This is a genomic window from Stenomitos rutilans (assembly GCF_059505485.1).
This window is the reverse complement of record NZ_JCACKR010000017.1, coordinates 41,892-61,933: the sequence shown is the minus strand read 5'-3', so window position 1 is coordinate 61,933 and position 20,042 is coordinate 41,892. Positions and strand designations below refer to the sequence as shown.

The 20,042-nt window shown below is 48.8% G+C and carries 24 protein-coding genes; 11 read left to right on the top strand and 13 right to left on the bottom strand.

Translation table 11 applies throughout. The annotated features are described in order from the left end of the window. The first annotated feature begins 58 nt into the window (after positions 1–58). From AC5JLP_RS01595 to cpcF, 6 genes are all read left to right on the top strand, one after another. Positions 59–790, top strand: a complete 732-nt coding sequence (locus AC5JLP_RS01595) for a 15,16-dihydrobiliverdin:ferredoxin oxidoreductase (protein ID WP_496066140.1) — start codon at positions 59–61, stop codon at positions 788–790. Positions 791–801: 11 nt separating this feature from the next. Next, entirely contained in the window at positions 802–1,551 is a 750-nt protein-coding gene (locus tag AC5JLP_RS01590) for a phycoerythrobilin:ferredoxin oxidoreductase (protein ID WP_496066139.1), read from the top strand. A 418-nt stretch (positions 1,552–1,969) separates the two neighbouring features. Continuing rightward, positions 1,970–2,488, top strand: coding sequence for a C-phycocyanin subunit beta (gene cpcB, locus AC5JLP_RS01585; protein WP_496066138.1), 519 nt, complete (start codon positions 1,970–1,972; stop codon positions 2,486–2,488). A 92-nt stretch (positions 2,489–2,580) separates the two neighbouring features. Next, positions 2,581–3,069 (top strand): C-phycocyanin subunit alpha, encoded by a 489-nt coding sequence (gene cpcA, locus AC5JLP_RS01580; RefSeq protein ID WP_496066137.1) that lies wholly within the window; start codon positions 2,581–2,583, stop codon positions 3,067–3,069. A gap of 120 nt (positions 3,070–3,189) precedes the next feature. Continuing rightward, positions 3,190–4,032, top strand: coding sequence for a C-phycocyanin alpha-cysteine-84 phycocyanobilin lyase subunit CpcE (gene cpcE, locus AC5JLP_RS01575; protein WP_496066136.1), 843 nt, complete (start codon positions 3,190–3,192; stop codon positions 4,030–4,032). Positions 4,033–4,291: 259 nt separating this feature from the next. Continuing rightward, positions 4,292–5,113, top strand: a complete 822-nt coding sequence (cpcF, locus tag AC5JLP_RS01570; protein ID WP_496066135.1) for a C-phycocyanin alpha-cysteine-84 phycocyanobilin lyase subunit CpcF — start codon at positions 4,292–4,294, stop codon at positions 5,111–5,113. Between the two features lie 8 nt (positions 5,114–5,121). Here cpcF and cpcD read toward each other — a convergent pair whose 3' ends face one another. The 6 genes from cpcD to cpcB (AC5JLP_RS01540) form a co-directional block, all read right to left on the bottom strand. Beyond that, positions 5,122–5,370 (bottom strand): rod-capping linker protein CpcD, encoded by a 249-nt coding sequence (gene cpcD, locus AC5JLP_RS01565; RefSeq protein WP_496066134.1) that lies wholly within the window; start codon positions 5,368–5,370, stop codon positions 5,122–5,124. Between the two features lie 420 nt (positions 5,371–5,790). Continuing rightward, positions 5,791–6,657, bottom strand: coding sequence for a phycobilisome rod-core linker polypeptide (locus tag AC5JLP_RS01560; RefSeq protein WP_496066133.1), 867 nt, complete (start codon positions 6,655–6,657; stop codon positions 5,791–5,793). 139 nt (positions 6,658–6,796) lie between these two features. After that, positions 6,797–7,615, bottom strand: a complete 819-nt coding sequence (locus AC5JLP_RS01555) for a phycobilisome rod-core linker polypeptide (RefSeq protein WP_496066132.1) — start codon at positions 7,613–7,615, stop codon at positions 6,797–6,799. 188 nt (positions 7,616–7,803) lie between these two features. Continuing rightward, positions 7,804–8,046, bottom strand: a complete 243-nt coding sequence (locus AC5JLP_RS01550) for a hypothetical protein (protein ID WP_496066131.1) — start codon at positions 8,044–8,046, stop codon at positions 7,804–7,806. A gap of 362 nt (positions 8,047–8,408) precedes the next feature. Then, the gene (gene cpcA, locus AC5JLP_RS01545; protein ID WP_496066130.1) at positions 8,409–8,900 is read right to left on the bottom strand and encodes a C-phycocyanin subunit alpha; all 492 of its coding nucleotides are present in this window, start codon (positions 8,898–8,900) and stop codon (positions 8,409–8,411) included. Between the two features lie 125 nt (positions 8,901–9,025). Continuing rightward, the gene (gene cpcB, locus AC5JLP_RS01540; RefSeq protein WP_496066202.1) at positions 9,026–9,544 is read right to left on the bottom strand and encodes a C-phycocyanin subunit beta; all 519 of its coding nucleotides are present in this window, start codon (positions 9,542–9,544) and stop codon (positions 9,026–9,028) included. Between the two features lie 1,031 nt (positions 9,545–10,575). Between cpcB (AC5JLP_RS01540) and AC5JLP_RS01535 the strand changes: the two genes are divergently transcribed. Then, positions 10,576–10,815, top strand: a complete 240-nt coding sequence (locus tag AC5JLP_RS01535) for a DUF8630 family protein (RefSeq protein ID WP_496066129.1) — start codon at positions 10,576–10,578, stop codon at positions 10,813–10,815. A gap of 65 nt (positions 10,816–10,880) precedes the next feature. Continuing rightward, on the top strand, positions 10,881–11,768 hold the full coding sequence (locus tag AC5JLP_RS01530; RefSeq protein WP_496066128.1) for a HEAT repeat domain-containing protein: 888 nt from the start codon (positions 10,881–10,883) through the stop codon (positions 11,766–11,768). On the opposite strand, the gene AC5JLP_RS01525 is transcribed toward AC5JLP_RS01530, so the two are convergent. Next, entirely contained in the window at positions 11,747–12,973 is a 1,227-nt protein-coding gene (locus AC5JLP_RS01525) for a class I SAM-dependent methyltransferase (RefSeq protein ID WP_496066127.1), read from the bottom strand. The two genes, AC5JLP_RS01530 and AC5JLP_RS01525, sit on opposite strands and share 22 nt — an antisense overlap. A gap of 310 nt (positions 12,974–13,283) precedes the next feature. After that, the gene (locus tag AC5JLP_RS01520; RefSeq protein ID WP_496066126.1) at positions 13,284–13,676 is read right to left on the bottom strand and encodes a winged helix-turn-helix transcriptional regulator; all 393 of its coding nucleotides are present in this window, start codon (positions 13,674–13,676) and stop codon (positions 13,284–13,286) included. 136 nt (positions 13,677–13,812) lie between these two features. Here AC5JLP_RS01520 and AC5JLP_RS01515 point away from each other — a divergent pair, with 136 nt between their 5' ends. Next, positions 13,813–14,559 (top strand): glucose 1-dehydrogenase, encoded by a 747-nt coding sequence (locus AC5JLP_RS01515; protein WP_496066125.1) that lies wholly within the window; start codon positions 13,813–13,815, stop codon positions 14,557–14,559. A 176-nt stretch (positions 14,560–14,735) separates the two neighbouring features. Here the strand turns inward: AC5JLP_RS01515 and AC5JLP_RS01510 are convergent, their stop codons facing one another. The 5 genes from AC5JLP_RS01510 to AC5JLP_RS01490 all read right to left on the bottom strand — a co-directional run bounded on the left by AC5JLP_RS01510 (position 14,736) and on the right by AC5JLP_RS01490 (position 18,430). Next, positions 14,736–15,353: a HEAT repeat domain-containing protein gene (locus AC5JLP_RS01510; RefSeq protein WP_496066124.1), complete on the bottom strand. Its 618-nt coding sequence runs from the start codon at positions 15,351–15,353 to the stop codon at positions 14,736–14,738. A 63-nt stretch (positions 15,354–15,416) separates the two neighbouring features. Next, positions 15,417–16,697 (bottom strand): C-phycoerythrin alpha-cysteine-82 phycoerythrobilin lyase CpeY, encoded by a 1,281-nt coding sequence (gene cpeY / locus AC5JLP_RS01505; protein WP_496066123.1) that lies wholly within the window; start codon positions 16,695–16,697, stop codon positions 15,417–15,419. 166 nt (positions 16,698–16,863) lie between these two features. Next, positions 16,864–17,358 carry a C-phycoerythrin subunit alpha gene (gene cpeA, locus AC5JLP_RS01500; protein ID WP_496066122.1) on the bottom strand — a complete coding sequence of 165 codons (495 nt, stop codon included), beginning with the start codon at positions 17,356–17,358 and terminating at the stop codon, positions 16,864–16,866. A gap of 77 nt (positions 17,359–17,435) precedes the next feature. After that, entirely contained in the window at positions 17,436–17,990 is a 555-nt protein-coding gene (gene cpeB, locus AC5JLP_RS01495) for a phycoerythrin subunit beta (RefSeq protein ID WP_496066121.1), read from the bottom strand. A gap of 272 nt (positions 17,991–18,262) precedes the next feature. Further along, positions 18,263–18,430 carry an NblA/ycf18 family protein gene (locus AC5JLP_RS01490; RefSeq protein WP_496066120.1) on the bottom strand — a complete coding sequence of 56 codons (168 nt, stop codon included), beginning with the start codon at positions 18,428–18,430 and terminating at the stop codon, positions 18,263–18,265. A gap of 298 nt (positions 18,431–18,728) precedes the next feature. Between AC5JLP_RS01490 and AC5JLP_RS01485 the strand changes: the two genes are divergently transcribed. Beyond that, a complete protein-coding gene (locus AC5JLP_RS01485) occupies positions 18,729–19,352 on the top strand; it encodes a phycobiliprotein lyase (RefSeq protein WP_496066119.1) in 624 nt (207 codons plus the stop codon). Positions 19,353–19,373: 21 nt separating this feature from the next. Next, entirely contained in the window at positions 19,374–19,934 is a 561-nt protein-coding gene (locus AC5JLP_RS01480) for a hypothetical protein (protein ID WP_496066118.1), read from the top strand. Positions 19,935–20,042 lie beyond the last annotated feature (108 nt).

Genomic DNA, 20,042 nt, shown 5'->3' with positions numbered 1-20,042 from the left:
ACAGCGTACCCCAAAAGCACCTATTTTGAGGGATGACGCATGTTAATGTTTGATCCAAATGTATCAACCTTTCCTTGACTATTTAGAACAATCGTTGCAGGCACAATTTGCTTTACAAAGCCGCCCGATTCCAGCAGGGTTAGAAGCTCAAACGAGCGATCGTGGCAGAAGCCCCGCTACAATCAGAAGCTGGTGCTATCAATGTCCTGAACTGCGCAAAATCCGCTACACCTACATTGATGCAGGTGCGAGTGCTCAGATTTTTAATAGTGTCATTTATCCCAATCATTGCTACGACTTACCGTTACTTGGGGTTGATTTTCTATCATTTGGGCAGGTCAAAAACTTGATCGTGATGGATTTTCAGCCCTTATTTCAGGATGATGCATATCTGAAGAAATACATCCATCCTTTGAAAGCGCTACATGATCAGTATCCAGACCTGGCACAAGATCTGGAAATGAAGTTCTATGATGCGAACCAATATTTCTCTAAGTATTTATTATTCGCCAAAACTGATCCTGAAACCGTGAGGACGCGAGTCTTTGAGGCATTCAAAGATTATTTAAATCTATACTGGCAGATGCTGGACGAGGCTGCGCCCCTGAATGAACCAGAAGATATGCAGCGAATTGTGAAGGCCCAAAAGGAGTATGACCAGTACAGTGCTGACCGTGATCCGGCTTCAGGCTTATTCAGCAGCTATTTTGGACACGAATGGTCGGAACGCTTTTTGTATGGCTTTCTCTTTGAAGATGCCGTGCCCTTAGCGGCGGCCGCTAAACCGTAATTTGAGTCCCCATGACCTTATATCAACCTTTTTTAGATTACGCGATCGCCCTGCTGCAAGATCGCCTGGATTGGCAACCCTACCCCATTCCAGAGGGGTTTGAGTCAAAAGCAGCGATCGTGGGTAAGGGCAAACATCAAGATGAGGTCTTGACGACAAGCTATGGGTATCAAGCCCCAAAACTGCGGCAAATTCGCGCTGCCCATGTGCAGGGAGGCAACTCACTCCAGGTTCTAAACTTTGTCATTTTCCCTCAGCTGAACTATGACTTGCCCTTTTTTGGTGCCGATCTCGTGACCCTGCCAGGGGGACATCTGATTGCACTGGACATGCAACCCCTGTTTCGGGATGACCCCACGTATCAGGAAAAATATACGAAGCCGATTCTGCCCCTCTTTGAGTCTTATCAGCCATCTTTGCCCTGGGGCGGAGATTTTCCTGAAGAAGCGCGCCCCTTTTTCTCCCCCGCCTTTCTCTGGACTCGTCCTCAGCAAACTGAGCTGGTGGAGACCCAGGTGTTTGCTGCCTTTAAAGACTATCTCCATGCCTATTTAGACTTTGTTGATCAGGCAGAACCGATCACCGATCCGCAATCATTGAGTGCGATAGAGCAAGCCCAATTGCGCTATCTGCGCTATCGGGCTGAGAAAGATCCAGCTCGCGGTATGTTCACCCGCTTTTATGGTGCCGAGTGGACTGAAGAGTATATTCATGGCTTCTTGTTTGACCTGGAACGCAACCTGCTCCTTCACAAGGGGTAGCGATCGCGATCGCAGGTTGCGCTTGAGGGACAAAGAGCGGTGTTGTTCAGATTCATCCTATCAATGCCCTGCACGAAGATAAATCGGCTGGGTTTTCAACCTCGAAACAAGCCTTTGCAATTTGTAATAAATAGCGATCCAACGGCATAGTATAAACAGAGATGTTGGAAAACGAACAAGCGGCTATAGATGTACAAATGCAGGTTGCTAAGTCATCTACATGAGTGAGGCGATCAAGCCACTTAGGAGATGTAAATTCTCTGGACTTCCGACAGGACAGTCTCAAGAAGCATTTCATCGATCTTGATTCACTGGCTTTGCCTGGTTCAGTTTATCCATGTGGATCATGTTTTTGGTTTAACCCAATTTGGTTGTGATCTCAACCATCCTCGACTAACACACTAGGAGATTGAAGTTTATGTTGGACGCATTTGCAAAAGTGGTTTCCCAAGCGGATGCACGGGGTGATTACCTGAGCACTTCTCAGATCGATGCTCTCAGCGCTATGGTCGCAGATGGCAACAAGCGCACAGACGTTGTGAACCGGATTACCAGCAATTCATCTGCAATTGTTGCGAATGCGGCTCGTTCTCTGTTTGCAGAGCAGCCTGGGTTAATTGCGCCGGGTGGAAATGCTTACACCAGCCGTCGTATGGCAGCCTGCTTGCGTGATATGGAAATCATCTTGCGCTACATTACCTATGCCATCTTCGCGGGCGACGCCAGCATCCTGGACGATCGCTGCCTCAATGGTTTGAGAGAAACCTATCTGGCCTTGGGAACCCCTGGTGCTTCTGTGGCAGTTGGCGTTCAGAAAATGAAGGATGCTGCGCTGGCGATCGCGGGCGACCCCAATGGTGTCACGAAAGGCGATTGTTCTAGCCTCCTGTCTGAGGTGGGCAGCTACTTCGATAAGGCTGCATCCGCAATCGGCTAAAAATGGCTCGTTAAGGCTTTTCAATTAGCTCCTGGTGGCTCAGTCACCATCCGCTCTTTTACAAAACAAGGTTATTTGGAGACAATCTGACCATGAAGACCCCTCTGACCGAAGCAGTTTCTGCTGCTGATTCCCAAGGCCGCTTCCTTAGCTCAACTGAAATCCAGGTTGCCTTTGGTCGTTTCCGTCAGGCACAGGCTGGCTTATCTGCTGCAAAAGCTCTGAGCGAGAAAGCACCCACCCTGGCAAGCGGTGCAGCGAATGCTGTTTATCAAAAGTTCCCCTACACCACCTCTATGCAGGGTCCTAACTACGCCTCTACCCAAACGGGTAAAGATAAGTGCGTGCGGGACATCGGCTACTACCTCCGCATGGTCACTTACTGCCTGGTTGTGGGTGGCACAGGTCCTCTGGATGACTACCTGATTGGTGGTATCGCTGAAATCAACCGCACGTTTGACCTGTCTCCCAGTTGGTATGTGGAAGCGCTGAAGTACATCAAGGCAAATCACGGTTTGAGTGGTGACCCTGCTGTTGAAGCAAATTCCTACCTTGATTATGCTATCAACGCATTGAGCTAGTCATTGACGGGTTTTGCCCGGAGAGGAATATAACTGCCAGCTTAGGGTTGGTTGCTATAGGCTTCTCCGGGCACTTTTTAAGTCAGATAACGGGTACTCTTCTTTTCCTGATTAGTGTGTATGGATGGGGAGCCGAGCATACAAAAGCTGAGCATACAGAGCGATAGTTCGCTGACCGTGGAACAGGCGATCGCCAACCTCCAGAGTGAAGATCTGGGATTGCGGGTGTATGCTGCCTGGTGGTTAGGGCGCTTTCGAGTCGATGCCCCAGAAGCCATTAATGTTTTGATTACAGCCTTGTCCGATGAAGATGATCGCACCGATGTGGGTGGCTATCCTCTCCGACGCAATGCAGCGAGAGCCTTGGGTAAGTTAGGCGATCGTCGAGCGGTTCCTGTGCTGATCCAAGCGCTGGAATGTTCTGATTTTTACGTGCGAGAAGCAGCAGCGCAGTCCTTAGAGATGTTAGGAGACGTGGCCTGCATTCCCCGCTTGATCGAGCTACTCAACAATCAGGTGCCTGGAACCCTGCCCGCCCGAGAGCCACCCCAACTGGCCCAGCCCTTTGATGCCATCCTGGAAGCATTAGGAACATTGGGTGCAATCGATGCGGTTTCCAACATTCTGCCCTTTTTAAATCACGACGTGCCTCGAATACAGTATGCGGCAGCACGCGCGATGTACCAGCTAACGCTGAACCCTGAGGTCGCTAGTCAATATGGCGATCGCTTAATACAAGCACTTAACAACGATGACTTGCAACTCCGTCGAGCCGTTCTGGCAGATCTGGGCGCGATCGGGTACTTGCCTGCTGCCGATGCGATCGCTCAGACTCTGGCTGAGAACAGTCTTAAGCTGATTTCGCTGAAGGGAGTGTTGGAAAAGCAACTCCTGCACACTACACCACCCAATTTATCCAACGGGGCAATTAAAGTTATGGCCTTAATGGATGACTTGTTGTAGCAAAAGACGTTGCAAGCTAAAAGGCTTTAAACCAGGACTTACGCAAATTCTCTAAAACTAGCCCCCAGCCCCCAAATTTGGGGGAGCAAGCACTCAAAGTTCCCCAGAATTGGGAGCTTAAAGCCCTTTAGGCATACAAGAAAAGGGGGCGACTGCGTAAGTCCTATAAACATTCAATTCTATTTTTTTAAGTATCAGCAATGTTCAGCAGAAAGAGCGAGAATGTAGATGGTAGAACTTATTGCTCTTCTCCTCTGTCATGACTGATCACCTTTCCTCCCTGATTCGAGCTGTAGAAAAGGCAGATTCTTCTAGTCTGTTGTTAGAGGCGGTGGAAAACCTGGCGTCAGCCCGTTTTGAGGGGGCTATCCCAACATTGATTGCTGCTCTCAGCTATAACAATCCAGGAGCGGCAGTAGCAGCGGTAGATGGGTTGATTCAACTAGGAGAACCCGCCGTACCCGCGCTGCTAGAGCAATTGGATCTTCATAACTATACCGCCAGAGCCTGGGCAATCCGTGCCTTGGCTGGCATCGGTGATCCGAGAGGCTTAGTGACCTTGTTAGGGGTTGCCACGGCAGATTTTTCGCTCAGCGTCCGACGGGCAGCCGCTAGAGGATTGGGGATGATGAAGTGGCACTGGTTCCCAGACGAGCTCCTGGAAGTTGCTCAGGAAGAGGCATTAGAAGCGTTGCTCTTTGTGGCGCAGCAGGATGAGGAGTGGGTGGTGCGTTACTCAGCGATCGTGGGCTTACAGGCACTGGCTCATGCCATTCCTTCGACCCATCCAGAGTGGAAAGCGCAAATTCAGTCCCAATTTGAGCAGATGGCGGTCAACGAAGACAGTTGGGCGGTACGGGCGCGTGTCTGGGTGGCACAGCAGAACCTTCAGGCAGAAACAGTGGTACAACTGGCTGGAGTTGAAGAGCAGCACTCACCCCTATCTGCAAAGGATTGGCAGACGATTTTAGGGAAGCTGTACGATCGCAAAGGGCAGGAGCGACTTGTTTTGGCAGAAGGCGATCCGCGTCGCTATCGAGATCTGGCAGTGTCACTTTCTCCACAGACTGGCAGTCTTTAAGCCTAACTTTAAGGACGATCGCTGCTTGATGTTAGTGATTGAATACTAATAATCTTGCCACCTAACCGATTAATCCGCTGGAGTTCAGAGTTGAAGCGGCTCAAGGGTACTCTAATCAACACACTGGCACTAGAGCGAATAGCGTAATTGTCTTGATCAGTCCTATCGTTTTGATGCAAACCCGACACTTCAAGCTGAAAACTTCGATTCTCTGAAGTAGAACTGGCGTTTTCATTGACAGCAATTTGATAGACCATGATAAAATCCTGCAAATTTGACGAGTTATATAGCTGTTACGGCGCTTAACCTATTTCAATAGGCTTGAGCTTTCAACCTGAGATTGATCTCAAAGTGAATGGCGCTGAAATAGCGCTCTGCCCTCCAGCCTTAAGAAGGGCAGGGTGGTTTCCATGTAGAAAAAGAAAAACTTGAAAGGTTGTGAGAATCCCACCTTCGCCCCTTAAATCCCCAAAATTGGGGGACTTCAGACAGATTTCCCACCGAATTGGGGAGATGGGGGGCATATGCAAATTCTTTGTATGAAACCGCCCTGCCTCCAGCCCTAAGAATGGGGGCAGCCGAACTTCACAACTCCTCAACTCTGGAAGATTTAAGGGCCAACCAGGGTGAAGCGCGTTTTTAGATCAGCGCCATTCAACCACTGGCGACAGGGATTTTTAAAGAGGGGTAATGCTGGCAATTTTGCCGCCCCGTCCCTGCACCTGTTGAAAGTAGTTGGATAGCTGTTCGTAAGGAATCACAGCGGACTGATTCACCCGGCGTACTTTGGGATAACCCGGCTTAGAAACATTAGACACTTCAACCCGATACAGTCGCCCAGTGCCAAAAGCCTGAGAGCCGCCAAAGGTACTGTTGGGAGTTTCTCCCTGCAAGGGCGCACGATAGGCAAAGCCATTATTGCTGCCCGCAGGTGCAATCACTGTTGAAGCACTATTTTTTGCTAGTTCGCCAATTAACCGCGCTGATCGTCCTGGAATCTGGGCGCGATCGCTGCTGGCGTACCCCCGATAAAGCTGGAAAAGGCGGGTAAAGCCAACAGTTCTTTGCCCTGTTTGAGTGGCAAAACCCCGGTAATACGGCACAATATTGTCGCCAAAATTGCTCTGGTACTCGATCGAGTCAATGTAGGAATCAATGTCAGCGTCATATCCCTTCGCCTGGTATAAATCCAGGTGATCAATCACCTCAGATTCATCGTAAGGGGCACGACCGAGCAAATGCTTGTAATTCAGTTCAGTGAAGCGGGTATGGAATGTATTTGAAAAAAACTTGGCTTTGTACAGATCGGCTTTTGCCAACTGCCGTACAAATTCTTGCACAGTGATGGTTTGATTCAGCAGCAGCGATTCCAGCCCCACTAGCCGTTCCGCCTGCAAGATGTAATCATTACCTAACACCTGACGATAGATTGCCGCAATCACCTGGTAAATCTCTGGCTGGCTGGCATTAGACCGTAGTTCAATTGGGGTCGCGTTACTAAAGGCAGACGTTCCAAGCCGGGATGCAGCGGTGGTAATAGCCATCAAAAAACTCTCCAAATCTCCAACGTTTGTAACCTGTTAATGCTTTGGTGTCCGCGATCGTGGTAGAAGCAGGCAAAGCAATGCTTCACTCCCAAATTCAACCATGCCCCCACCCATCAAATTTTTATTAGACTGACTTTTACGAAAGGGCAACGCTGATCACCTTTTTCCCCTGGCGATGTAATTGTTGTAACCGCTTTGACAACTGCTCAAAAGGGACAACAATTTCAGTAATGCTTTGTCGAACTGTGGGAGCGTTGGCAGAAGCCGCCTGCGTTAGACGAATGCGGTAGGTTTTGCCCCCCTGCCGCCCGGTCGAAACCCCAGTTAAGGAACCTGTCGCCGCTGGAGAAATGGGAGACACCAGATTCCTTGCTAAGTTCCAGGTTAGTTGCCCTGCGGGCTTGCTTTGAGCACGATCGCTATTGGCATACCCTCGATATAACTGAAAAAAGCGGGGAAACCCAGACGTTCTTTGCCCAATTGTGGTCTGAAAGCCGCGGTAATAGGGCACGATCGCGTCGCCAAAATTCTGTTGATATTCTAGAGAATCAAGGTAAGAATCAATCTCCGCCTCGTATCCCTGAGATGTATAGAGATCAACGTGGTAAGCGATTTCTGCCTCATCGTTAGGAGCACGACCTAAAAGGTGTTTATAGTTCAGCTCAATGAAGCGAACCTGAGCATTGGTATAGAAAAACTTTTGTCGATAAAGCTCAGATTGAGCGATCGCCCGGACAAAATCCCGCACAGTGATCTGCTCCTGGTGCAAGAGCGATTCAGCGCTGGAAAGGCGATCGATCTCAAACAGATGCTCATTCCCCAACACCTGGCGATACGCCGCCCAGATCACTGCTTTGACATCAGCATCAGTTTTGCTAGAACGCAACTCAACCCTAGCGGTATCTGCAAACGGACGGACCCCCAATCGACTTGCTTCTCTCAGCGCTGCCATCATTCCATCTCCTAACGTGAGAATATAATTGCGAATCTTTCGATCGCCTTTTTTACAAAAAGTAGAAATAGCAGAAACCTACAGTCGTTTTTAGCAGGCACTGCGGATTGACTGACAAAAGTCTTGCAAGGCTGCTCAATCCGTTGCTCCCCCGCCGGTGCTTAAAAGCCGGGCTAACGGTGCGAAACCCGTTAAAACGGGTTGCCAGACGCTTGCAGTCCTCTACCCTTCGGGAAGGCAACGCCTACAGAGGACTTCTTTCTGTTAGCCTGCACTTTTAGTGCAGAGTAGGGTAGACGATCTTGAGGCTTCTTGATCTGAAACTGTCGTAAACCATTAGGAAAGCGTTTGCGTAGCCAGTGAAATGTCGTTTCTACCACAGCATCGGTCACTGAACCAATAAAATTGACAGGCACCTGTGCACGTCGTAGCATGTAACCCTTCAAGTTGACTACGCAAAGGCTTGACGCATTTGCAACGTTTCACGGCTGCAAGCTCAACTCAAGTTTTTGCGAGGCACGATGAACTTCTGACGAAAAATCTGGCAGTGCCATACACTGGCTGACGCAGGACCAAATGATTCCCCAAGCAGCATCGCAAAAACTGAAAAATCTGTGGTAGCAATCCTACCTGATTGATCGGCTTCAGCTTAAAACAGGTGATATTCGTTCTCCATAGCGACCCGAATGGCTGCCTTGATCTGCTTCCACAAGCATTTAGGATTGCTACAAAGTAAAGAGAAATGAGTGGAGTCACGCCACAAACCAACTATTTTTGCTGGCTTGACGGATGATGACTAGCTGAGAGCATTGATAATGTAATCGATGTACGAATTTGCCTCAACGGCTGCATCACCGCTCAAACCATGATTCGCCTTGATATACTTCAGCGCTTCAAGATACCAGCTGGGAGATAGCTCAAACGTGCGGTTAATTTCAGCCAGTCCTCCAATCAGATAATCATCGATCGGGCCTGTTCCCCCTACCACCAAAGCATAGGTCACAATCCGCAGATAATAGCCGATGTCCCGCACGCACTTCGCTTTGCCGGTGGAGCTAGACGCATAGTTAGGCCCGTCTAACTGAGTGGTGTAGGGAAACTTTTGATACACCGCATTAGCGGCAGCTTCTGCCAGACTGAGTGCTTTCTTAGAGAGTGCCTTTGCAGCTTCGAGGCTAACGGCAGCCTGCCGAAAACGACCGAACGCGACCTGAATTTCGGTGCTACCCAGGTAGCGACCTTGAGAATCAGCAGCGACAAGCGCTTCGGTTAATGGAGTCTTACTCATTGACTTTTTGTCTCCTAATTCTTGTACAAAAGACTGGTTAAATAGACTGCTGGCAAGTACAGAATCAAGCTTGAAGCCTGATTGTTTGTTGTTGCAAGCATCCTGGCAACACCCACAGAGAGAAATTAAGCAACCGCTGCGGCTGCGCGATCGAAATAGGATGCGACTTCTGCAACCAGGGCACTGCAATCGCCTTTGGTGATCCCATTGGTATCGTTCGCGATCGCGATCGAGGCTTCTTTCAGTTTTTGAATACCAACCGCAACCGAAGCTCCCGGCGTTCCTAAGGCCAGATAGGTTTCCCGTAAACCATTCAAAGCACGGTCTTCTAGAATGCTGGCATCGCCCGCAAAAATGGCATAGGTCACATAGCGGAGGATGATATCCAAATCTCGCACGCAGGCAGCAGCACGACGGCTTGTATAAGCATTGCCGCCCGGCGCGATTAGTTGCGGTTGCTCAGCAAACAAAGAGCGCGCGGCGTTAGCAACAATGGCAGAGGCATTGCCAGAGATACGGTTGACAACATCAACCCGCTTGTTGCCGTCTTTGACTAAACCGAGTAGAGCATCTAACTGGGAGTCAGTCAGATATTCTCCTCTTGCATCAAACTGGGCAACAACTTTAGAAAAAGCATCTTGCACCATGTGTTTCAATCTCCTACATGTTGATTAATTGAACTTGCTCAAGAGTCCATACGAGAAGGTGAAGAAGACTGCCTTGCCTTTTTCTGGTCACACAATCATGCATCCAAACGCTTTTTTAGACCAAAAATATCTAAATTAAAGCTTTGCGAAAGCACAAATTGTACAGGAAGAAAAAACGTTCCCTCACCAACTTGAGTCGTAACATGATGTTGAGGAAAAAGGTTATCAAAGCGACCTCTAATCGAACTTAAAGCTCGTCTTTATCTCTTGGAACCCTTACAAGAATTTTTATACAATAGCTAACCAGGCTTTTTTATTACGAAATATTTAGGAGGCGCTAAATCTTATGGGATCGTCTATTGAGCTGTTTTTTGGCACTGTTTACTAATCATTGAAGGCTGAAATAAAGCTAAAGTTTTTCCACTTATGATGTGTTAATCGCTTTCGTATAAAGGCTTCAGCGCTTTTATCTTGTTTGCAAAACTCTACCCTGCGATCGATTGCTTTAACCGCTTTCCCTTGATAGAGCTGGCCGAGTTTTAATAATTGAATGTAAGGAAAGTTATCTCAATGAGAGAATTGTGATGATCGATACAAGAGCTTTGTCGTCAGAATTACTTCTTTGCTGATGATGTTTGCAAAACTTAATAATATGCTCCGACTAGAAAAAGCGTTATGTGAATGATCACTTTCAATCAACCATCATTATTAAGCAAGTTTTGTATAAACTGTACTTGACAACAGTTCGCTGCATTGATTGTGCGATTCTAGTCAACATTGGCATAAGGCTAGCAACCATTGTTGGGGCTGTGTAAGTCCAAAGTGACCGAATGGCTACTGTTCATGCTGCGTACTCCATTGCGACTCGACCGCTAAAACGACCGTGACGATGTACAACCTGATCTCCGGCCTCCCTCGCGCAGGCATTACATTTGCTGAGGGCTTAAAAAGAATTGTTTACTTGGTGGTGGAATCTGAGAAAATAGGACAGAAGCGTTTAGCAAAATGAACATAACAAAGGCACTTATATGGCAGACACTCAAGAACTGACCGCGATCGACCAGGCAACCTCTGAGGAGCTGACCGAAGTGATTGCAGAGTTGGAACAATATCGGGAACGTTTGGTGAACGACACTCTGTCAATGGCACAGAGAGCCAAGATCATGAAGGCGCAAGCGATGTCTAGCCTGGAGCCACAACTTGCTCAAATTGACGCCCAACTTCAGGCACTCCGCCAGCGGCAAGCCACGCTAACCACTGGTAGCTAAATGACTAAATAGCAGTAAACAGAGAATGAGTATTTAGTTACTCTCGTAACTCCGAACCTTTAGCAGTGGATGATTTAAGGTTGCAAGTGAAGGCAAAGCAAGTTCAAGCTGAGAATGATGTCCTCATCCAGAGGGTAAGTGAACAGATTACGCTGGGTACCTTTGAGGCGACCGATCCAATTCTGAAACAACTAGTAGAGGGTTTAGGCGATCCTCGCGGACTGGTACGGTTGCAGTTTGCGGAAACGCTGGGAGAAATTGGTGAGCCTGCGACTCCGTTTCTAATCGATGCACTGGCAAGCCATGCTGATGTGACTGTGCGGCGGGCAGCGGCGAAGACCCTGACGCTTATCGCTGACCCGGAAGCTGTTCCACCCTTACTCCATGCGTTTCTCAATGATGAGGACACGGTTGTAAGAAGTTCCTCGGCAGGCGCACTCGCAAGAACTGGGGAAGCCGCTGTACCCGATTTGTTGGCTATCCTGGCATCGACCGAGCAACCGGAGGATATCAAAGGTCATGCAGCGTGGGCGCTGGCCTTTGTTGGGTCTGAAGCCGCAGATTATTTATACAAGGCATTGAATAGTGCCTCTCTGGATGTCCGGTGTGCGGTGATCGGGGCGCTGGGGCATGTAGCCCAAGAGCAGGCCGATGAAAAGCCTTGCAGCCTTTTAGTAGCCGCTTTAACCGATCCAGAAGCCCTCATCCGTACAGAAGCGGCGGCGGCGTTAGGGCAGGTGAACTACCCTGTTGCAGTGCCGCATTTAATCTTGGCGGTTCAAGATGCAGATTTAGATGTGCGCAAAGCCGCCATTAATGCTCTGGGCAAGATTGGGGATCGCTCGGCTTTAGAGCCATTACGGTCATTGCTTACGGATGAACAAGAGGTTGTGCGAGTGCTAGCGAAACTGGCGATCGCCCAAATTGAACGTCAGTCTGAAGACGATTGGTAGAGCGATTGCGATGGCGTTAACAGGATGATTTGTTGCTGTTGCAACGATCGCACCTCTGCCAAACTGGCTTCTACCGATCGCACAATCTCCGCAACCGTTTTCTGCTCAGCCGGATTACCGTCACAGCCCAGCAAGAATTGCCACTCAGACTCTTTGAGATGAACAATCTGATAGTCATAATTAAAAAATTGTTGACTATCTCGCCATCCTTGAATGCAAGGACTTGGCTCAGGTACAGCCGCTAAAAGATCGGTATCCGATGCCCAGTCTTGCTTGGGGAGAGGGCTACGTCCTAGAAAGAACTCGTAGTGGGTAATGGCTTGCGGATCGAGTAATTCAACCAACCGATACCGCTGACGATCGCTCAACTGCTTTGCACGCTCCATTAACTCTGGTGCCTGACCCATCAATCGATCCAACCCCCAAACCTGCGGATTGGAAAAACCGATAAATTCCAACCCTGACGCATCAATGAGTTCAAAGACGGTATGAATGTTGTAATCAATCTCTTGTGGATGCACATACATATCCGCAAAGTAGCCATCGCGTTGATTTTCCCACGACCAACGCTCCTCTTCCCGTTTGCGCAGGCGGTTGTCCTCTGGCAGGGCAGCAAACAATTGTCGTCCAACGGAGACTCCATCCACATAATCGCCCCGATTCTCTGCTTGTAAGAGGGCGATCGCTTCCTGCATTAACTTAATTTCCCAGCGGCCCAGCTCACCGTACACAAAAATATGGAATATTCCCCCTGGTGCCAGCTTTTTCGCCAATGCTTGAATGCCGCGCACCGGGTCGGGCGTGTGATGCAACACTCCCACACAGTTAATGAGATCAAACTCTCCGGGCAGTTGTTCAACATCAAATAAGCTGAGGTGATGAAATTCCACTCGCGTTGCTCCCGACTTCTGACAGCGCTCTTTTGCCACTGACAGCGCCCCAGCACTCAGATCAATACCCACAACCGTCGCCTCTGGATTGAGATGCACCAGGTATTCCGTACCCACACCTGTGCCACAGCCAGAATCCAAAATTCGCACAGGCTGCTGAGCAGGCTTTTGTCCTGTGCAGAAGTTGTAGGCGGTCAGCCAATTCCAGCGCCAGTTGTAGCCCGGAGGTGGTTCATCCAGTAACGGTTCGGGCGGAAAGGGGTAGGTGTTATAGAGCTTGGCAACGGCAGCACTAATGGCTTGAGAATCGGACATGATGGGTTTTTGTTAATGGCTGAATGAATTGGTCAATCCAGTTACCATTGTCCCAAACTCTGTGCTGATGGTGGTAGTGATGTCAGAGAAATGATGAGAGTGCCGAGCGGCGATCTCGCTAATGATGAGAGCAACGATCGCGAACGATCGCGCTACTGCTTAGAACAAACACCGCCAAAGCTGAGCTTAAATATCTAAAAACGGTGCTCAGCATTCGCCGCGAGCAGCCTTACAAGCTCAATGAAGAAACTCAACACAGCTGGATACAAGCGGATCGTTAACCTGCGATTATCCAACCAGGACTTATAAGTCACCCTTGCTTATTAGGAGCTTCAGCATGGTTTAGCTCATGGACATGCTTCTCCGCCCAGACGTAAAGCATCGCCAAAGGATCGACCAGGGTTTCTCCTAAAGAGGTAAGTGAGTAATCGACTTGAGGAGGTACAACTGGATGAACGACTCGTTGCACTAATCCACAGATTTCTAATTTTCGCAGGTTTTGAATCAACATTTTGGGCGATATCCCTTCAATTAGTTGCTGAAGTTGGCTATATCGCTTTGTTCCCTGAGAAAGGGCATAGATGATCAAAATTGCCCACTTGCTGCCAATCTGATCGAGAACTTGCGGCACTGAACAGGTTGAACTAAATTCCGACTTCTGAGTAAGGCAAGCTCTTGCCTGTTGTATCACTGCCGCATCCATCCTGAGAAACCTCTACTGTCGGCTATTTTTACCATCAGGTAAGTATAGCACTTTTCGGTAAATACCTCCTAATTGGAAGTGTGTTGTGCTTTGATTTAGAGACACTCAATCAAGCCAAGGATTAGGAGAAAGTTTAATGAAACTCGGTGGAAAAGTTGCGCTGGTGACAGGCGGGAACAGTGGAATTGGATTAGCAACGGCTAAATTGTTTAGTCAAGAAGGCGCAAAGGTGGTTATTGCTGGACGCGATCAAACTGCCCTGCGTGAAGCAGTTTCAGCCATTGATGGTGATGTTTTGGCACTGCAAGCAGACGTTGCACGGTTAGAGCAAATTGATCAGTTTTACCAAGCGATCTCAGAAAAATTTGGTAGGATTGATATTCTGTTCGCAAATGCTGGGATAGGCAGGTTCACATCACTTGAAGATACGACTGAAGCAATTTATGATGAGGTATTTTCAATCAATTTGAAAGGGCTATATTTTACAGTTCAAAAGGCTCTCAATTATCTGAATGATGATGCTGTGATCGTTCTCAACACATCATTTATTGGAATGCTCGGTCGTCCAAATACCAGCGTCTTATCAGCCAGCAAAGCTGCGGTACGATCGCTGACTAGGACATTTGCAGCAGAATTGATTGAACGAGGAATCCGTGTAAATGCTGTAAGTCCGGGAGCGATCGCAACTCCATTTCATCGTAGAACAGGACTCTCTCAAGAAGCAGTCGAAGCAAATGCACAGAAGTTTATCGCTCAAATTCCGATGAAGCGCTTTGGAACTCCTGAAGAGATTGCAGAGACCGTCTTGTTCCTTAGCACCTCAGATTCTGCTTACATTTTGGGTGCCGAAATCGCTGTTGATGGCGGAATCAGTCAACTCTAAATCTACCGATAACCTCAATTCTCTGTTGCATAGCAAACCTTTGAACAGCTTAACCTTGGCAGCTAGCAGATCATTTTACATCTACCGCCACAAACTGAAATGAGAACAGTCCAACAAGTGTTGTATAGAATTCTTCCGTGTATCCCAATCTAAGTGATTAGGTTGAATGCTTCTGCTTATGATTCTCGCCGCTGAAACTTTGTTGTCATCTCCAGGCGAGAGAGGGCGCTAGTGGCAGACTCTCGTACATAGGAGTCGGTTGATTCATCCTGAATCAGTGCCGTGAGTACGTCTACCCCTCGTTCATCACCAATGGAAACCAGAGCATTGACGATCGAAATCGCCAGGGCTGGATTATCTGTCGTTTGCAATGCCTCAATCAACGCATCGACAACAGGAGCGCCAATTTCACCCATTGCCATCACGGCGGCAATATGCACGACTGGATTTGCATCGTGGAGTGCTGTCGTTAACCCCTGCACCCCTTCGGCGGGAAACGGATCATCGGGATAGTTAATGGCAACCTGTGCCAGTGCTTTGGCAGCACTCCCCCGCACTGTGGCATTATCGCTCTTGAGCAATGCCTCGACCAGCGGCGGCACCGCATCAGCTCCGATTGCCCCTAACGCTTTAACCGCTGCCCGCCGATAGGTCGTATCTTCCTCATCCAAAATACTCATCAGTCGCGGGATGGTGGTTTCATCTGGATTTTCTGCCAGTTCCCACATGGCCTCATCGCGTAAATGGGGATTGGGATGCTTGAGTTGTTGAAACAGTTCTTCGGTGGTTGACATGATCAAAGAAGGAAAGGGAGACAGCAAGGGGAGGGAGCGATATTTCGTCCACCCGTCATTACCTTAACGAGCGATCGCAAGTTTTGAGTCGGCTTTTGCTCGAATGAGCCAGTCATCATCATCAGTAACTGCTGTATAGCCAGTAGTGTCACCCAATTGCTCTAAAGCGATTAAGGTTGCGTACTTCAAGTCCCAAATTTTAGTCTCCAGACAGGTTCTTAAGGCTGGGATGGCCCGTGAATCGCCGAGTTCCGCCAGGGCGATCGCCGCTGCCGCCCGTGATTTTTGAAATTGGGGCTGTTTGTTCTGTAACGCTTCCATGAGTAAGTCGTAGGCGGGGGCGTGCTTTAGCCAACCAAACAATTTCACCACATGAAAGTGGGCACCGTAGTCGTTAGTTGCCTCTTGAGCGTAAGTGTCAAATAGCGCCGCTGGTGCCGCCTCGGAGTAATGTTCCAGAATGGTTTGGGTGGCTAAATAGCAACGCCCAAAGTCAGTTTCATATAATTCCTGGATCAGAAATGGGAGCGCTGGAGGTTGATCATAGGCATGAACCAAGTCCAGATCGCTAGGATGGTCGCGGAGAGATTGCTCTAAGTAGGGTCGAATAGTGTCAAAGGTAAGCGCCCCTGTCGAAAGTCCCTCTTCTGCCAACATCCGAATCCCGCGTAGTCGAAACACTAGCGATACGGGACATCTGGCAATGTTGGGGATCGCGTCGTAATACCGAGCATCGATCAAGTCTTGAATAGATAACCGCCGTGCTAGCACATTCGTGTGTTGCAGCATTTCTACCACTTGTCCCATCTGAGCATAATCCCCAGTAAACCGACAAATGGCTGTAATGGCAGCACTTGCGGTTGGCAGATCAGCGTCATGGGTAAAGCGGCGAATCCGTTCTACTGCGGGTTCATAGTTCAACTTGGTCAACGTATGAATAATGACCCGATAGGTTTGTCCTGGTTTGTCTAGTAACTGAGCCACGGTTTCTAGAATTGCAGCATTCTGGGTGCCAATTTCGCCGATCGCCCAAACCGCGTTTTCCACCATGTAGCAGTCATCATCACTCAGGCAGGTATGGATGACTGGCAGTGCCTGCACCGCTTCCAAACGACCCAACGTTTCCACAGACTTGCGCCGCACAATGCGGTTTTCCATGACCGGATCGGTTTGCTGAATTGCTCGGATAAGCGCAGCAATTGATCGTTCAGTGGGAAAGTTTACCAAATGGGATGCTGCAATGTAGCGTGAATCATCTTCACTGATCTGGTCTTGAGGGGTATCTAACAGGGCGATCGCCTGATCCTCGGTGAGATTAAAAAAATTAAAAAACCGCTTATCCATAGAGAGTCAATCACTAGCTCATAGTCATTGTGATTAGCTTAGAACAAAACAAGCCCAGAGATTCTGTGCCATTACTTGACCTTAACAGGCAAAGCAAAGAGCCAAGAACCTCCAGGCTTGTAGAGAGGAATTTACCCTGTTACGCAATTACACGTCTGGTAATTGACTAGGATAGCGAGTTGATTGCATAGTCAAGCAGTGCGTTGTACTCAGTCAACGCTTGGGAAGACATATCGCGAGGAGCGCAACCACGGGTGCGTGCAAAGCTCAATGCTTCAACGTAAGGAGCGGTAGGCAGACCCAAAGCGCGATACACTTCACGCTGACCGGCAATACCCCACTCATCCAAGGGACCTGTACCACCCACAACGAGGGAGTATTGCACCAAGCGCAGGTAGTGCTTGATGTCACGCGCGCACTTAGACTTGAACGTATCGGTAGAATTTGCTTCACCCTGGTTGTTCAAGTAGGGGTACTTCTTGATGCAAGCATTGTAAGCTTCGGTAGCTACTGCATCCAGGTTGCCAGCTAGCTTTTCAGCCGCTTCCAAACGAGCAGCAGCCCGTTGGATGGAACCTTGAATGGACTCTAGATCAGACGTGCTGGGGAAACGACCGGCTGCATCAGCCGAGGCGATTACGGTGGTAACGACGGATTTCATTGCTTAAATCTCCAAAGTTGCTTTTGTACTGTGAGCTTAGTTTCAATTTTCCTGAGCGAATTGCGCTTAGCAATTGACTAGCTCAGAGCCGAAATCACACGATCGAAGTAGCTGGATGCTTCAGCAACCAGGCTAGCGCAACGATCTTCGGTAACGGGGGAACCCATTTTACGCAGCTTAGCGCCAGCAAACTTCTCGCTGGGTTCGTCTTTGATGTGAGCAGCCGCTTGAGCCTTCATGATTTGAACGGCACGCACGGTGGAGGTGGTGGGTACGCCCAGTGCAGCATAGGTTTCTTTCAAACCGTTGAGGCAGCGATCATCCAGCACAGACGCATCACCAGCCAGTAGAGCGTAGGTCACATAGCGCAAGATGATTTCAGCATCGCGCAAACAAGCAGCCATGCGACGGTTAGGGTAGCAGTTACCACCAGCTTGGATCAAACCTTGGTTTTCACAAATCATGCCTGCAACAGCATCAGATACCATACAGCTTGCGTTGCTGGCGATCGCATTTACCGCATCCAACCGACGATTCCCGCTAGCAACAAACGACTTGAGGGCACCAATGTCGGAGACTGTAGCGGTGCTGGCATCGGCTGAAACTACAGCTCTAGAAAAAGCGTCAAGCATTTCGCTCTCCTTAAAATTAATAAATCTGTAAAATCTTTTTGCTTGTCAGTGACGACAAAACAATCAAGACACTCAAAAACATAAAAGATGAGGGTGACTATCGTCTCAGTTATGAGAAACAAAGTAACAATCCGTAATATGACGCACAAAACCCCCCGTTAGGCTGTGCTAACTGGGGGATTAAGGCAGTGATGCTTAATAACGAGTGGATGGCAGCAAGAAGCAAATGCGGAGGTCTAAGCGCGTTTCTGACTCAACCGTCTAAGTTTCAACTAATTCCGTTTGAGAAAGTGCTTGATCATGTTGTCCTTTACCATGAGCTGGCGCAGCACCTCTAAAAGAAATTCTTGAGATTCTTCTGGGCTTAAACCCTTAATCTGCTCTCGATATAGCTTGAGGTTAAATTCTTGCTCCAGGCTCAACTCCAGTGGGATATTCATACGTTCTACTCTCCGATATGACACGACATCGATTTTGCTGACCACCATCACTCTAAGATTAACAAACATTACACTCACTTGACAAGTGTGACGTTTTAGACGTTTTCGAATAAAGCCGCGCCACACTACTCTTTATTTGGGGAATTCAGCTTGACCCTGCTCACTCGTGGGGAATATCGCTAGCAGGTTTAACATAGAGTCTATAAGGTTACCCAGCTTGGCGAATCTTCCTCTTAGAGGGTATTGGCGTAACGTGCTGAAGTTGTTGTTCGGAGTTAGATAGCAATCTATGGATGTCATGGAATTTTTTCAGCTGAGTACGGGGGTTTGGCGATCGCAACGAACGACGCACCACCTTGCATTCAAGCGAGTCGAAGCAGGCGAATCTGAGATTCAGGTCGAGGCACTTGGGGCCGATCATCCTAAAGTTGTTGAGATCTGCCAACTCCATCAAGTTGACCCTCAAGGGGCGATCGGGGGCGCATTTGTCTCCTGGAAAGGTGAAATGCAATGGGATAGAGACGATGACAACCATAAAGGGTCTACGGTCTTTGCTCTCATTCCAGATGCCGACCATCCTCGCCAGGGAACCCTGTTGCGAGAACGGGGGTATGCAGAAATTGTCCCAGTGGCGGGGCAGTATCACATGGATGATGAAGATGGGTTAGTTTTGACAACCGAGTATGAAACCATGAGTTCGATCGAACGCTTTTGGTTCGCTGGTCCTAGCCTGAGAATGCGCACCAGCACCGTAAAACGCTTTGGTGGTTTCAGCACCGCCACCTTCTGTACAGAATTTCGCACCCCTGATGCGTCAGAGAATGCCCCTGGCTTGAATGGGGCTGACCGCTCAAAGCTCACCCCTGACCCGATTGAAAACGCAGTTGAACCCACAAAACACTTCTCTTTCTTTGGTTGGTAGATCTTGACCGATAACTTGATCATGACAACTTCTACCGATCCATTTACTCGTGGGTTGGACTATCTGTATGGAGTTCGCAGTCTGGCTTTAGCGCCTGAAATGGTTTGTCTGGTCTATGACCTGACTCACCGCGTCTCTATCTGTACCTGGATTGGCAACCATATTGAAGCTGTAAACATGCAACTCAATGCCTATCTCCAGGCTTGCCACGACTGTTTTCACCCTTGGGAACAACCTGAGATCCAAATCTTTGCGGCTCCTCTAGCTCAATCGTTTGGGCTTGATGCGCTCTGTAATTTTCAGACCCAGCCACTGACCATCTTGATCGATGTGGGTCGAGTAGAACCGGAAGATTGGCTGCTACTAGTTGCTCATGAATACGCCCATGCCCATGCAGGTTCTCCTGGGCACCATCACCAGTTTGGGCAATCCCTGGATCACGTATGTCTGGGTTTAGAGATTGCGCCACCCACGTATGAACCTGGAATGGAAAGCTGTCTGCGGTTTTATCCTGGTTGTCTACCAACCCCAGATCCGCTGATGTTTTGGCGAGGGGAAAGGGCGATCGGCGATCGAGGGTAACCAACGTCTGCTTTTCACCTCAACCAATAAGCTAAGCGACTCATTCGGCAACCATCTGAATGAGTCGCTCAACCATCGCAACGCATTGCTGACCTGAAGAAACGGTTC

What these genes read in the sequence shown, in the direction of transcription:
- cpcE (WP_496066136.1), top strand. Translation starts at nt 3,190, where the DNA reads ATGGATGGGGAGCCGAGCATACAAAAGCTGAGCATACAGAGCGATAGT.
- cpcA (WP_496066137.1), top strand. Translation starts at nt 2,581, where the DNA reads ATGAAGACCCCTCTGACCGAAGCAGTTTCTGCTGCTGATTCCCAAGGC.
- AC5JLP_RS01550 (WP_496066131.1), bottom strand. Translation starts at nt 8,046, where the DNA reads ATGCTACGACGTGCACAGGTGCCTGTCAATTTTATTGGTTCAGTGACC.
- AC5JLP_RS01525 (WP_496066127.1), bottom strand. Translation starts at nt 12,973, where the DNA reads ATGTCCGATTCTCAAGCCATTAGTGCTGCCGTTGCCAAGCTCTATAAC.
- AC5JLP_RS01485 (WP_496066119.1), top strand. Translation starts at nt 18,729, where the DNA reads ATGGAATTTTTTCAGCTGAGTACGGGGGTTTGGCGATCGCAACGAACG.
- AC5JLP_RS01480 (WP_496066118.1), top strand. Translation starts at nt 19,374, where the DNA reads ATGACAACTTCTACCGATCCATTTACTCGTGGGTTGGACTATCTGTAT.
- AC5JLP_RS01535 (WP_496066129.1), top strand. Translation starts at nt 10,576, where the DNA reads ATGGCAGACACTCAAGAACTGACCGCGATCGACCAGGCAACCTCTGAG.
- cpcA (WP_496066130.1), bottom strand. Translation starts at nt 8,900, where the DNA reads ATGAGTAAGACTCCATTAACCGAAGCGCTTGTCGCTGCTGATTCTCAA.
- AC5JLP_RS01490 (WP_496066120.1), bottom strand. Translation starts at nt 18,430, where the DNA reads ATGAATATCCCACTGGAGTTGAGCCTGGAGCAAGAATTTAACCTCAAG.
- AC5JLP_RS01520 (WP_496066126.1), bottom strand. Translation starts at nt 13,676, where the DNA reads ATGGATGCGGCAGTGATACAACAGGCAAGAGCTTGCCTTACTCAGAAG.
- cpeY (WP_496066123.1), bottom strand. Translation starts at nt 16,697, where the DNA reads ATGGATAAGCGGTTTTTTAATTTTTTTAATCTCACCGAGGATCAGGCG.
- cpeA (WP_496066122.1), bottom strand. Translation starts at nt 17,358, where the DNA reads ATGAAATCCGTCGTTACCACCGTAATCGCCTCGGCTGATGCAGCCGGT.
- cpeB (WP_496066121.1), bottom strand. Translation starts at nt 17,990, where the DNA reads ATGCTTGACGCTTTTTCTAGAGCTGTAGTTTCAGCCGATGCCAGCACC.
- AC5JLP_RS01515 (WP_496066125.1), top strand. Translation starts at nt 13,813, where the DNA reads ATGAAACTCGGTGGAAAAGTTGCGCTGGTGACAGGCGGGAACAGTGGA.
- AC5JLP_RS01555 (WP_496066132.1), bottom strand. Translation starts at nt 7,615, where the DNA reads ATGATGGCAGCGCTGAGAGAAGCAAGTCGATTGGGGGTCCGTCCGTTT.
- AC5JLP_RS01590 (WP_496066139.1), top strand. Translation starts at nt 802, where the DNA reads ATGACCTTATATCAACCTTTTTTAGATTACGCGATCGCCCTGCTGCAA.
- cpcF (WP_496066135.1), top strand. Translation starts at nt 4,292, where the DNA reads ATGACTGATCACCTTTCCTCCCTGATTCGAGCTGTAGAAAAGGCAGAT.
- AC5JLP_RS01560 (WP_496066133.1), bottom strand. Translation starts at nt 6,657, where the DNA reads ATGGCTATTACCACCGCTGCATCCCGGCTTGGAACGTCTGCCTTTAGT.
- AC5JLP_RS01510 (WP_496066124.1), bottom strand. Translation starts at nt 15,353, where the DNA reads ATGTCAACCACCGAAGAACTGTTTCAACAACTCAAGCATCCCAATCCC.
- AC5JLP_RS01595 (WP_496066140.1), top strand. Translation starts at nt 59, where the DNA reads ATGTATCAACCTTTCCTTGACTATTTAGAACAATCGTTGCAGGCACAA.
- cpcD (WP_496066134.1), bottom strand. Translation starts at nt 5,370, where the DNA reads ATGGTCTATCAAATTGCTGTCAATGAAAACGCCAGTTCTACTTCAGAG.
- cpcB (WP_496066138.1), top strand. Translation starts at nt 1,970, where the DNA reads ATGTTGGACGCATTTGCAAAAGTGGTTTCCCAAGCGGATGCACGGGGT.